The sequence below is a fragment of the Pseudomonas graminis genome (assembly GCF_001705435.1).
GTDB lineage: Bacteria > Pseudomonadota > Gammaproteobacteria > Pseudomonadales > Pseudomonadaceae > Aquipseudomonas > Aquipseudomonas graminis_B.
Map to the genome: position 1 here is coordinate 128,369 of NZ_MDEN01000068.1, position 12,665 is coordinate 141,033.

The 12,665-nt window shown below is 62.2% G+C and carries 11 protein-coding genes; 2 read left to right on the forward strand and 9 right to left on the reverse strand.

All coding sequences use genetic code 11. The features are described from left to right. Window positions 1-4: 4 nt before the first annotated feature. Both BBI10_RS20630 and BBI10_RS20635 read right to left on the reverse strand, forming a co-directional pair. Window positions 5-313, reverse strand: a complete 309-nt coding sequence (locus BBI10_RS20630; protein WP_065991480.1) for an RcnB family protein — start codon at window positions 311-313, stop codon at window positions 5-7. Window positions 314-430: 117 nt separating this feature from the next. Then, window positions 431-1,288 carry an SDR family oxidoreductase gene (locus tag BBI10_RS20635; protein ID WP_065991481.1) on the reverse strand — a complete coding sequence of 286 codons (858 nt, stop codon included), beginning with the start codon at window positions 1,286-1,288 and terminating at the stop codon, window positions 431-433. Between the two features lie 83 nt (window positions 1,289-1,371). Between BBI10_RS20635 and BBI10_RS20640 the strand changes: the two genes are divergently transcribed. Continuing rightward, entirely contained in the window at window positions 1,372-1,785 is a 414-nt protein-coding gene (locus tag BBI10_RS20640; protein ID WP_065991482.1) for a winged helix-turn-helix transcriptional regulator, read from the forward strand. 145 nt (window positions 1,786-1,930) lie between these two features. Here the strand turns inward: BBI10_RS20640 and BBI10_RS20645 are convergent, their stop codons facing one another. After that, entirely contained in the window at window positions 1,931-3,115 is a 1,185-nt protein-coding gene (locus tag BBI10_RS20645) for an MFS transporter (protein WP_065991483.1), read from the reverse strand. A 106-nt stretch (window positions 3,116-3,221) separates the two neighbouring features. Between BBI10_RS20645 and BBI10_RS20650 the strand changes: the two genes are divergently transcribed. Then, window positions 3,222-4,163 (forward strand): LysR family transcriptional regulator, encoded by a 942-nt coding sequence (locus tag BBI10_RS20650; protein WP_065991736.1) that lies wholly within the window; start codon window positions 3,222-3,224, stop codon window positions 4,161-4,163. A gap of 22 nt (window positions 4,164-4,185) precedes the next feature. On the opposite strand, the gene BBI10_RS20655 is transcribed toward BBI10_RS20650, so the two are convergent. The 6 genes from BBI10_RS20655 to BBI10_RS20680 form a co-directional block, all read right to left on the reverse strand. Further along, a complete protein-coding gene (locus tag BBI10_RS20655) occupies window positions 4,186-4,653 on the reverse strand; it encodes a GNAT family N-acetyltransferase (protein ID WP_065991484.1) in 468 nt (155 codons plus the stop codon). Further along, window positions 4,650-8,327: a transporter substrate-binding domain-containing protein gene (locus tag BBI10_RS20660; RefSeq protein ID WP_065991485.1), complete on the reverse strand. Its 3,678-nt coding sequence runs from the start codon at window positions 8,325-8,327 to the stop codon at window positions 4,650-4,652. The genes BBI10_RS20655 and BBI10_RS20660 overlap by 4 nt, the downstream gene beginning before the upstream one ends. An 8-nt stretch (window positions 8,328-8,335) precedes the next feature. Next, window positions 8,336-8,962, reverse strand: coding sequence for a response regulator transcription factor (locus BBI10_RS20665; protein ID WP_065991486.1), 627 nt, complete (start codon window positions 8,960-8,962; stop codon window positions 8,336-8,338). A gap of 363 nt (window positions 8,963-9,325) precedes the next feature. Next, window positions 9,326-9,715, reverse strand: a complete 390-nt coding sequence (locus BBI10_RS20670; RefSeq protein ID WP_065991487.1) for a response regulator — start codon at window positions 9,713-9,715, stop codon at window positions 9,326-9,328. A 298-nt stretch (window positions 9,716-10,013) separates the two neighbouring features. Beyond that, window positions 10,014-11,345 carry a deoxyguanosinetriphosphate triphosphohydrolase gene (locus BBI10_RS20675; protein WP_065991488.1) on the reverse strand — a complete coding sequence of 444 codons (1,332 nt, stop codon included), beginning with the start codon at window positions 11,343-11,345 and terminating at the stop codon, window positions 10,014-10,016. 95 nt (window positions 11,346-11,440) lie between these two features. Further along, window positions 11,441-12,604, reverse strand: a complete 1,164-nt coding sequence (locus BBI10_RS20680; protein ID WP_065991489.1) for an EAL domain-containing protein — start codon at window positions 12,602-12,604, stop codon at window positions 11,441-11,443. Window positions 12,605-12,665: the final 61 nt, after the last annotated feature.

Genomic DNA, 12,665 nt, shown 5'->3' on the forward strand with positions numbered 1-12,665 from the left:
CGACTTATTTCTCGATCGGGACAATCTTGGTGATCTGGCCATTGGTGGTCTGCACTTCAACGTATTTGTTGTTGATGCGCACCCATTGGCTCATCTTTGCCGGCTCTTCCAGGCCCTTGGCTTTCCAGTCCTTCAGCGCTGCATCCGGGCGCTGAAATTCCTGCGGCGATCGGCTGCCGACTTCGAGCTCCCGCATGTTGTCTCTGGAAGGTTGAATGGTCGGCTCCGTTGCATTGGCGGCCTGCACCGTGAAACTCGCAACGGAAATGCTACCCAGAATCGCCAGACCGGCAATGAGCGATTTGCTGTTCATTCGAAACTCCTTGGCCAGCGCGTGGTGCGCTGTCATTAGTTCCGACCGTGGGCCGCGCAAATCATTCAGTGCAGGTGCTGGCGCGCCGCCCGTTCTGGCGGGCGGGGCTCACGAATATCAGCGGGGCAGCGCATCGGCAATGCTGGCCGACAGCGGTGTGGTCGGCCGGCCAATCAGACGGCTCAACTGCCGACCGTTGTCGAACAGCGCACCTTTGGCCGCGGCGGCATCGGAGTTGGCGAGCAACTCGGCGACGAATGCCGGCAGCCCGGCGTGCAGCAGCGCAGCCTTGTAATCGGCCTCTGGAAGATCGGTGTAGACGACAGGCTTGCCGGATTGCTGCGCGATGTCAGCGGCGAATTCCTTCAGCGTGTAAGACTCGTCGCCGGCCAGTTCATACACCTTGCCGGCCTGATCGTCAGTCGATGTCAGTACAACGGCCGCCGCCGCGGCATAGTCCGCCCGCGCAGCAGAGCTGATCCGGCCTTCGCCCGCGCTGCCGTAATGCGCGCCGTTCGCCACCGCGTGGGCGACGCCGGCCGTGTAATTTTCGTGGTACCAGCCGTTGCGCAACACCACCGCCGGAACGCCGGACTGCGCCAGCGCCGCCTCGGTCTGCTGATGTTCTTCAGCCAGGCCCAGCGCCGAGGAGTCGGCATGCAGCACGCTGGTGTAGCCCAGCAGTTTGACACCGGCGCGTTGGGCGGCATCGATCACCGCGCGATGCTGAGCCACGCGCTGGCCTACTTCACTGGACGAGATCAGCAGGGCTTTCTCGGCGCCTTCGAAGGCGCGGTCGAGCGTGTCTGGCTGCGAATAATCGGCCTGGCGAACCTGCACGCCCTGGGCAGCAAGGTCGGCCACTTTTTCCGGGTCACGGACGGCCGCGACGATCTGCGAGGCAGGCACGGTTTCGAGCAGTTGAGCGATGACGAGGCGGCCAAGCTGGCCTGAGGCACCGGTGATGACGATCATGATGATTCCCGAGAGAAGTGATTGAGCGATCAGCATAGTCACCGTGCTAACCTTTCGTAAGTACGTACGAAAAGGTAAGTGTGATGAACGATATGTCTCCCTCCTCTGCCGGCAACGTCTCGTTGCTCGAGCGAATCCGTACCGGTGAGGTGCTGGCCCGGGATTGCCCGTCGCGGGAAATTCTCAATCATGTGTGCAGCCGCTGGGGGGTGTTGGTGCTGGTGGTGTTGCTGGACGGCATGCACCGGTTTAGCGAGCTGCGGCGCAAGATCGGCGGGGTCAGCGAAAAGATGCTGTCGCAGACGCTGCAGAGCCTGGAACAGGATGGGTTTGTCGATCGCAAAGCGCTGCCGGTGGTGCCGCCCCACGTCGAATACCGTTTGACCGCGATGGGCGAGGAGGTCGCCTTGCAGATGGACGGGTTAACGTCCTGGATCGAGGAAAATCTGTCGCGCATTCTGGCGGCGCGGGATGGAAAAGCACCGGCGCTGGAGTGAGCGGTGCTTGTCGTTGCAGAGGCGGATGCGGCGCTCAAAAAGCGGCATCCCGACTCTGCGCGTTTTGCCTGGCCAGGCAGCAGCCCACCCTCGCTTCACTGCCAGCCAAACCAACGTGCAGTCGGTCTACAGACCGACCAGACGCTTAACGCTTACGCATCATCAACAGCGCAACCACAATCGCCAGGGCGGCGATCCCGGTCGCGATCCAGCCGAGCGACCCAAGTCCGAAGTGGCCAATGCCCAGGCCACCAAAGATCGCACCCAAACCGATACCGGCGTTAGCCGCCGAGATATTCATGGTCGCCGCCAACGCCTGAGCCTTGGAGCCGGCCTGCATCACACGCACCTGGCACACCGGGAACAGTGCGGTGTACGCAACGCCCCACAGCACCAGCGCGGCGATCAGCCAGATATGATCAGTGGCCAGTGGAATGGCGGCGGCCATGCCGACACTCAGAATCACCAGAAACAGCACCATCGCGCCCAGCGGGCTGCGGTCGACCAACTTTCCGCCCCATTGGTTGCCGATCATGCCGACCGCGCCGAAGCCCATCAGCCACCAGCCCACTTGATTGGTCGGCACGCCGGCCAGGGTCTGGAGGATATCGGCCAGGTAGGTGTAGGCCGTGAACATCGCGGTGAACGCCAGCACGGACAGCAACACGTGGGCGAGAAAGCGCGGCTGTTTCAGAATGTCGGTCTGCTTCTCGCCGTGCTTGGCCGGCGAGGAGGGCAAGGTCGGCATGCACAGCTGCATCAAGATGGCGATGACCAGGGAGATAACGGCCAGCACCCAGAAGCTGCCGCGCCAGCCGAGGGTATCGGCGGCGACGGTGCCCAGCGGTACGCCGAACACCAGGGCGGCGGAAATGCCCAGGTAAACCCGCGACACCGCCTGACCCGACTTGCCGGGTGCTGCCAGTTGCCCGGCGGTTTCGCTGGCCGTGCCCCAGAACACGGGCAGGCCCAGCGCCGGAATAAAGCGCGCGAGGGCCATGACCCAAATGTTGGTGGACAGCGCCGCCAGCACGTTGGAGGCGGCGAACACCAGCAGGATGATGGTGAACAGCTTTTTGCGTTCCACGCCGGCCAGTTTTGCCGTGAGGAACGGCCCGAACAGCATCACGGTAAAGGCGAACAGCGTCACCACCTGGCCAGCCACGGCGATGGAGACACCGAGGTCGTGTGCCATCGCCGGAAGCAGTCCGACGATCAGGAACTCAGTGGTGACGATGATAAAAGCGGCGATCGCCATGATCAGGATCTGTATCCCTGACCGAGACGTGGCATCCGGCGCTGACGCCGTTGCGGAGTGTGAGGGTTGCATAGGTGAAGCTCCAAAAGACAATGCCATAGCCTATTGGAGATCTGTGTTCTCATCCGCGACATAAATGACTTACTATCGCGAATCCAATTCAGTAATGGTGTTCGCGTTGTTCTCCTCCGAGCGTCTCAAAGGCATTGACGTATTTGTGGCAGTGGCCGATTTCGGCAGCTTCGCCAATGCCGCACTCAAGCTGAACCTGACAGCCTCGGCGGTCAGCAAAGGCATCGCCCGCCTGGAACAGCGGTTGGGCCAGCGTTTGTTCAACCGCACCACTCGCCGGTTGTCCCTCACCGAAGCCGGTGTGAAGTTCTACGCCACCTGCAGCGGCGTGCTGGCAGACCTCGAAGAAGCCGAACTGGCCCTCGCCTCGGAGCGGCATGAACCCCATGGCCGGGTGCGGATTGATTTGCCCGCGTCCTACGGGCGCCTCCATGTGTTGCCGCTGATTCTCAATTTCGTCAAAGAGTACCCGCTGCTGCAACCGCATATTTCGTTCTCCGACCGGTTTGTCGATCCGGTGCATGAAGGCATCGATATTGTGGTCAGGATCGGTGGGCGCGACGCCTGGGCGGCGGGGCTGGGGCATCGGTTCATCGGCGCCCAGCGACTGGTCTTCTGTGCCGCGCCGAGTTATATCGCCGAGCACGGTCGGCCGCAGACCGACGCCGATCTCGAGCATCATCACTGCATCGCCTACGGCCAGTCCGACGGGCAGGTCGGACCCTGGTATTTCCGCGGGCGCGTGCCGGGAGATCAGGAGCGTCGGGTCATTCATCCGCGCATTGCCGTGGGCGACGGGGAGGGGGAGGTGTCGGCCACGCTGGAAGGCCATGGCATCGCTCAGTTGCCGACCTGGCTGGTGCAGACCCACCTCAACGAAGGTCGGCTGGTGGAAGTGCTCCCGGAGCTTGCGACCGATGGACTGCCGATGAACCTGGTCTGGCTGAAAGCCCGAGAGGCGCTGCCGAAGGTCAGCATTCTGCTCAAGTACCTCAGCGAGCATCTGGCGCCGTACGGCAGCGTCGATTCTGCTGCCGGGCCGGCCTGATCCGGGCGCACACAGTGGCGGGCTATAAATCCTTGCCCATGGTCATCTCGCAGACCGCCATCCCCGAGGTCTCGTAGAGCGTCCGCGCGGCAACGTTGTCCGAAAACACGTTCAACTCCAGACGCCGAATGCCGCGCTCGAGGGCCCAGGCTTCGACGGCGATCAGTGCCTGCCTGCCCAGACCCTGACCTCTGAAGGCCTGATCAATTTCCAGGTCGTAGACGAACAGTCGGGTGGGCAACGGCGGGTTCTCCACAATCCCTATCCAGAGGCTGCCTACCTCAGTGCCATCGGCGTTGCACACGCGGTAGAAGTAATGCCCCTCGGTGTCCAGACCGTCCTCCAACAGTTCATTGAAGTCAGCGTTTGCGCTTGTGCAGGCCAGCGCATCACGCAGCCCGTAGGTCCGCGCAATGTCCCGGGCGTACCCGGCGACCGAACGGGCAGCAAACCCCTGAAAATCAGCCGCGTTCATCGCGATCAGCTTCATACCTGCGGCCCTGCCTGTGACGCGGGCGCTTTCCCGCGATAAGCCACCAGCGCCTGCTCCAGCGCGCCCATCGCCGCATTGAGTGCAGACTGCCGCTCGCCGACAATGGCCTCCGGCGCGTCGGCCTCGCAGGCCGCTTCCAGCGCTTCGCAGCCTTGAATGACCGCGGTTGCCGAAATGATGTTCGCGGCGCCGCGCACCTTGTGGCCGATGTCTTTCAGCTGGTTCGGCAGCGTGGTCGCGTTCAGCTCGGCGCGGTCCTGACGCATGCTGGCGATGAGCTGATCCAGTAGTCGCTCATTCATGTCGACCCTGCCACCGGTCAACGCTTCGATGGTGTGCGGGTCGAACACAGCTTGGGGCGGCTGAGCGGGCAGGGCCGGGAGCGTGCCCGGCGCAGACGAAGGCCGCAGCGGCATGACCTTGCGCAGGCGGTCGTTCAGCGCGGTCAGGCTGATGGGTTTGAACAGGCAGTCATCCATCCCGGCATCACGGCAGCGTTGCTTTTCCTCAGGCTGCGCATTGGCGGTGTAGCCCAGCACGGTGCAGCGCGGACGCGCCTCGGTTTGCTCCAGCTGACGGATGGCCCGGGTGAGGTCGTAGCCGTTCATGACCGGCATGTTGCAGTCGGCGATCACCAGATCAAAACGTTCTGCACGCCAGCGTTCCAGCGCTTCGGCACCCTGAAGCGCCATGTCGCAGCGGTGCCCGAGGAAGCACAGTTGCTCGAACAGCAACAGACGGTTCGCCGGGTGGTCGTCGACGATCAGAACATGCAGCTGTCCCGAGGCATGGGTGACCGCTTCACGGGCGATGCTTTTCGCCTCCAGCGGCTCCAGGGTGGTGAACTCGAAGGTCATTTCGATGCGCGTGCCATCCCCGGGGCGGCTGCTCAGCGTCAGCTTCCCGCCCATCATTTCGCACAGGCTGCGACAGATCACCAGACCCAGGCCGGCGCCGGTGCGCGCCAGTTGCCCGGATTGATCGACCTGAGAGAAGGGCGCAAACAGCCGCTGCTGGTCCTGCTCGGTGATGCCGATGCCGCTGTCGTGAATCACCACTTGCACGCGCATTTGCTGGGGGCTGCGGCCGGCTTCGGTCTGCAGGGTGATCTTGACCTGACCCATTTCGGTGAACTTGATGGCGTTGCTGATGAGATTGGAGAGGATCTGCTTGAAGCGCAGCGGGTCGATCAGCACATCGGTGTTGGTCCGCGCGTCCAGATCCAGGGCCAGGGTGAGGCTTTTCTGCCGGGCCAGACCGTCGAACACCCGCACCACGGATTCGACCAGCTGGCGCAGGTTGGCGCGCTCGGGGCTCAGGCTCAGTCGCCCCGACTCGATGCGCGCGATGTCGAGGATATCGCCGATCAGTTCGAGCAAATCCTTCGCCGAGCTGTAGGCCACTTCGATGGCCGGTCGGTCGAGATGGCCGTGGTCGGCACGCTTCAGGGCCAGCTCGAGCATGCCGATGACGGCGTTCATGGGCGTGCGGATCTCATGGCTCATGGTTGCCAGGAAGGTGCTTTTGGCGCGGTTGGCATCGTCCGCCAGGTCCTTGGCCGTCTGCAGTTGCTCGATCAGTTGCCGCCGTTCGCTGATGTCGATCCAGCCGCCGATGATGCCTTGCACTTTGCCGAGGGAATCGCGGAACGGCAGGATCCAGTGGTAGATCGTCAGCTCGCGGCCGCCGATGTGCAGCGAGCGGTCGAGAATCAAGGGCTCGTTGTCGGCCATGACGCGCTTGTAATCCTCGACGTAACCCTGGGCCTCTTCGGTGTTGCTCAGTACACCGTCCAGGATGCTTTTGCCGATCACGTCCTCGCGCCGCTCGGCAAAGGCGGCGAGGTAGCTTTCGTTGCACATTTTCAGCAGGCCGTCGCGGTCGCGGACATAGATGGGATGAGGCGTGCCGTTGAGCAGCGCGCTCATGAATTCGAACTGATCGTTGAGCGCCCGCTCGGCGCGTTCGCGCTGTTTTATCTGCCGGCGCATCCAGGCATTCCAGGCCAGCGAGCCGAGCAGCAACAGGCTGGCGCCGCCGATGATCTGATAGATCAACAGCTCATAGTCGTGCCACGCGCCGCTGCTCGGCGGCGTATACGTGCGCCAGCGATTGTTGATCGCGGCCAGGTCTTCCGGGGCGATGCTCGACAGCGCCTTGTCGAGAATCGAGGTCAGTTCGGTCGCATTGCGTGACGTGGCCATGGCAATGCGCGCCGGTTCCTGCCCGACGGTCACGCGCATCTGCAACGTGTCGTTCAACGCCCGGGAGGAGAGGAAATAACTGGCGCTGAACAGCGACGTGATGGCGCCCTCGGTACGGCCGTGGGCCAGCAGGTCCAGGGCTTGCGCCGGGTTGTCGACCTCCACCGGATAAATGCCCGGGTGCTGGTCGCGCAGGAAAGGCAGGATCGGGCTGCTGAGGGCCAGCGCCACCCGCTTGCCGTCCAGTTGATCGAGATTGGAGGGCGCCGAGGTTTCCTTGCGGGTGACCAGCACGAACACGTTATCCATGTACGGCCGGCTGAAATTGAAGCGGTTCTGGCGCTCTTCGCTGGGAATCATCGCGCCAATCAGGTCGGCCTGGCCCTGGCTCAACTGGTTGGTCATGTCGTTCATGCTGGCGGCATGGCTGACCTTGAAGGTGAGCCCGGTGCGCAGGCGGATGAGTTCGAGCAAGTCGGCGGTGACGCCGCTGAAATTGCCGGCTGCATCAAAAAACGTCAGCGGCGCGTAAGCCTCGTTGAACACCACGCGAACGGTCGGATGCTGAGCGATCCAGCGTTCTTCCCGTTGATTGAGCTGCAGCTTCTGGTCGGTGAGCATCAGATCGCTGCCTGCGCCCCAGCGTTTGGAAATGGCGATGCGCTCTTCCACCGGAATGCCTTTGATGATCCGATTGACGATGTCCAGCAGTATCGGGTTTGAAGCCTGCACGGCGAAGCTGAAACCGTTTGCCTCGTGCTTGCCGAAATTGGCCATCTGCACGTTGTTCAGATAGCCCTTGTTGATCACGTAGTGGGTGGAGATGGTGTCGCCCAGAAACACGTCGGCCTGATTGAAGGCCACGGCGTTGATCGCGCTCTGGAAGGAGGGGAAGGTCTGCAGGCGCGCCTTGGGATACAGCGCGGCGATTTCGTCGGGCGGCAGGTAGTGATAAACCATGCTCAGGCGCAAACCGTTGAGGTCGCCGCTCAGGGGCCGGGCCTCGCCGGCGCGGGTCACCAGGACGGGCTGATCCACGGCGTAGGGCGTAGACAGTACGATCCCGCGCGACGCCGCTTCGTAGCCATTGGCGCTGCCCAGCAGATCGATTTCGCCCTTGCTCAGCGCCTGAACCGCCTCGTCGCGGCTGGCGAAACGCAGGACCTTGACCGGCAGGTCGAGCACGCGTCCGAGAATGCCGATGTAGTCGGCGGTAAAGCCTTCGTAGTCGTGCCCGGTCAGGGTCATGTCGAAAGGCGGATAGTCCGGCGCGGAGGTGCCGACCACGAGCTCGCGCTTGTTGCGCACCCATTGCCACTGGGCGCGCTCCAGCGTCACGTCCATGTGCGCAGGGTTGGAGCGGCTCAGCAGCGTGTAGCGTTCCGGCGCCAGGGGTTCTGCCTGGCTATCGAAGCTCAGGCAGACAATCACGGCTGCTATCCAATAGTCCTTTAACGCCTTTGGCATCCTGTCTCTCACACTAGCGAATTACGTTTTGCCATCTCGATAAGTTCTACCAGAGTCTTGGCCTTGAGTTTTTGCATCAATCGGGTTTTGTAAGTGCTGACCGTTTTGTTGCTGAGGAACATGCCTTTGGCGATTTCCTTGTTTGTCCGCCCTTGGGCAAACAGTTGCAACACCATCAGTTCACGGTCATTGACGAGTTTGAAGCGCTCAAGCTCGTTGGGGTCACCCTCTTTTTTGATTGATGCGGCAAGGGCCTGACTGGGAAAGTAATTGTAGCCGGATAATACCGCTTTGACCGAACTGACAAGTTCGCTGAGGTCTTCCTGCTTGCAGACATATCCCGAAGCGCCCGACTGCATGCACCGGATGGCGAACAGGCTCGGCGCCTGAGCAGTGAGTACGAGAATTTTCGAGGGCAGGTTCATGGCGTTGAAGCGGGCGAGGACTTCGAGCCCGTCCAGCTTGGGGATGCTGATGTCCAGGATGATGAGATCGGGCATGCATTCACGGACCATCTGCATGGCGTCGACACCGTTGTCGGTCTCTCCGACCACCTCGTAATTCTCGTTTTCCAGAAGCATACGTATGGCCATTCGTATGACCGGGTGGTCGTCGATAATAAAAATAGAGTTCATGATCAATCCATAACGGGTGGCAAGAAAGCGCGCACCTTATCCCAGATGTTCAGAGGCGCACACGAAGAGATCATGCCCGAAGCGCTATATAGGAATGTTCCTACAGAAATAAGCGTATGTGCGTACGTGGATACACGCAGCGGTCATGAATGTTTAATACGTAACAGCATTTACCATCAATCGATATGCATTTAAGTGCGCGCGTTTATTGCGAATCGGAATAACCCTACATAATCCCGAAACTTTGCCTACCTGCTTAAACATGTCGGTTCAACGATATCAACGGCGCTTTGGCAATAGGCGCTGGGCAGCGGTCTGCATTCTTGCCCGATATATCCAAAAAAGGCTGCCATGCAGGCAACCTTAAGCGGGTGCGGACAGCAGGCTGATCAGCTCGAGGGTGTTAAGCGGCTTACTCAGGCACCCCAGCAGTGGCAGGCCCAGCGCCCTGGCCTCGGACTCAAGGTTCGCCAGCGGATCCGCGTCCAGGCCGCTGAGCAGCACGGCGCGCTGGACCAACCCGCGCTGGTTCGCCGTCTGAATCAGCTCCAGGCCACACATGCCTGGCAGACGCTGGTCACAGAGCAGCAGGTCATAGGGCTCGGCGCTGCGCTCCATGGCGCCGAGTGCTTCGCTGGCATTGAGCGCTGGCGTGACACGGTACAGGCCGTGGTTGTTCAGCAGAATCTGCAAGGCAATCAACTGAAACGGATGATCCTCAACCAACAGGATTCGGAAATCTTTCGTGAACATCGGCGGTTCCAGACGTAGGGGAAATGAGCGCCGCCGTTTGAAGGCGGGCCGGCGGCGCGCTCGCAGGGCGGGCGGTGTCTTCGGGAGGTAATGGGTCGGGTTGTCCCAAGGCTCGGAATGGCGCGGATTATTCGGCAGCGATGTATGACCAGCGATAAGGGCATTCCGACGGTTGCGTAGGAAATGTCCGAAGTTGCTGTTGGATTGACTGAAGCACCAACGAGAAAAGCCCGAATACCGGTTCGTATTCGGGCTTTGGCAAGCGTCCTCGGAAGGGCGCCACGGCTGGCGGGCAGCCCTAGGCGGGGTTGGAGTGGCCGGTCATCTCACGGGCCATTTCGCTGGCGTAGCTGTCGGTCATGCCGGCGATGAAGTCGATGACCCTGAGAAACGACGTGTGCAACGGCCAGCTCGGGTCGGGCGCATTATTGCCCAGCAGATCGAGAATGCGCCGGCTCTTGAACGACGGCTCATGCCCGCCGAACTGTTCCAGCGCCGCGCCGCAGAAGGCGTTCAGCAGGATCTCCAGCGTGGTGTAGGCGCCGATTTCGTGCAGCGTCTTGCGCTTGTCCTGGAAGATCTTCTTGCGCGCCATGTCCTTGGCGTTGAGCACGCAGCGCTTGGCCGGCCCGTGCATGTGTTCGACCAGATCACCCTGCAGCGTGCCGGCCAGCAGTGCGTCCTGCTGTTCGACGAACGCGCGGGCGGCGGCGTTGGTCAGGTGCTCGATGGCCTTGCCGCGCAGAATCGCCAGCTTGCGACGACGGGAGTCCTTGGGGCCCAACTGGCGGTAGGTTTCCGGCAGGTCATCGCCCACCAGGCCCAACAACAGCGACTCCACTTCGTCGTAGGTGAGCAACTCCATTTCCAGGCCGTCTTCGAGATCGATCAGCGCGTAGCAGATGTCGTCGGCGGCCTCCATCAGGTACACCAGCGGATGCCGGGCCCAGCGTTGATCCTCGATCTGCGGCAGACCGAGCTTGCCGGCGATTTGCTCGAGGATCGGCAGCTCGCTCTGGTAGCAGCCGAATTTGTGTTTCTTGTAGCCCAGCGAGTCGGCGTGACGCGCCGTCCACGGGTATTTCAGGTAGGTGCCGAGGGTCGCGTAGGTCAGCCGCGTGCCGCCCTCGAACTGGTGGTACTCCAGCTGAGTCAGGACGCGAAAACCCTGGGCATTGCCTTCGAAATTGAGAAAGTCATTGCGCTCGACTTCGCTCATCGCGTCGAGCCAGCCGCGGCCGGCGGCCTGTTTGAACCAGTTGCGAATGGCGTCTTCGCCAGAGTGGCCGAACGGCGGGTTACCGATGTCGTGCGCCAGACAGGCCGATTGCACGACCATGCCTAGATCGCTGGGGTCACACCAGTCGGGCAGGGCGCTGCGCAGGGTTTCGCCGACGCGCATGCCCAGCGAGCGGCCGACGCAGCTGACCTCCAGCGAATGGGTCAGGCGCGTGTGAATGTGGTCGTTGCTGGTGACCGGGTGAACCTGGGTCTTGCGGCCTAGACGGCGAAAGGCACCGGAGAAAATAATGCGGTCGTGATCCTTGTGGAACGGACTGCGGCCCAGTTCCTCAGGGCTGTGCAGGGTTTTGCCAAGGCGCTCGCGGGTGAGCAGGGTTTGCCAATCCAAGGCCGGTACTCCGTCGGGTGATTACCGCGCTAGCTTCCCGGTTCGCCCCGCACGCTGCAAGCACAAGATCGCCGATGCGGCGTCAAGAAGCGTCATCAAAACCCTGCTGCGTCGACATCGATCAGCAACAGGCGCTCGCCGTTGTCGAAGAATTGTCCGGCCGTCAGGCAATACTGATTGCTGGTGGCGTCCCGGTAGGTGCTCGACAGTGTCAGGCGCCGCTCGTGCCAGCCCTCGGCGAGCAGGTGATAGAAATAGGGTCGCCACGACCAGTTATGGCCCAGATACCGGGCGTCGGCGGTCCACGCGCCGTTGCGCCATTCCAGATTCGGCGTGAGCTGCGTGCCATGGCGGTCGCACTGGTAAAAGCGCAGCAGCCACGGGAAGTCAGTGACCTGGGGCAAATCACTCAGCGGCGCGTTGCCCTCGGCCCAGCTCTGCAGGCGGGACATCAACTGCGTGAGTTGGCGGCGCAGGGTCATCAGCCGTTCGCGCTCACCGACTTTCTTCATCACGTAACGATCACGCAGGGCGGCGAAGCGGTCGACAAATGCATTGGCATTAAAGAAATCCAGCTGCGCCGGGGCGAACAGATAGCCTTGGACGTAGCGCGAGCCGCATTCGAGGGCGAAGTCCAGCTCGGCTTCGGTCTCGACCCCTTCGGCGATGATCCAGCACCCGGTTTTCTCCGCCATCTGCGCGAGGGCCTTGACCACATCGCTGCTCGGGCCGCCCCGCGCTGCGGCCTGAAACAGGCGCATGTCGAGCTTGAGGATGTCGGGCTGCAACGCCAGTACCCGGTCCAGCTGCGAATAGCCGGCGCCGAAATCATCGATGGCAATGCGCGCGCCGGCGTCGCGGTAGCGGGCGACCACCTCGTTCAGGCGCTGGCCATCGCCGCTCAATTCGGTGATTTCGAAAACGATCCGTTCCGCGGGAATGCCGTAGGTCTGCAGCTGCTTCAGGCTGGGCGGCGATTCGTCGGCGCGCAGGCGGCTGATCCAGCGCGGGGAGATGTTCAGGCTCAGGAACCAGTCGCTCGGCGCGTCGTGAAATCGGCTCAGGGCATTGTCGCGGACCTGCCGGTCCAGCCGACGCAATTGCACCGCCGGGCGCCGTGGGTCCGTGAACAGCGGGCCGACCGATTGCAGGCTGCCGTCTGCCTGGCGCAGACGGCCCAGGGCTTCTACGCCGGCGATGCGCCCGGTCGCGGTGTCGATGAACGGCTGGAAACAGGCGAGCGGTTGCCCATCGAACACGGGGCCTCCTTAGTGGCGGTTGATCGGAGTGGTGTTGGCGACGGATTGGCTGAGTGTTCTC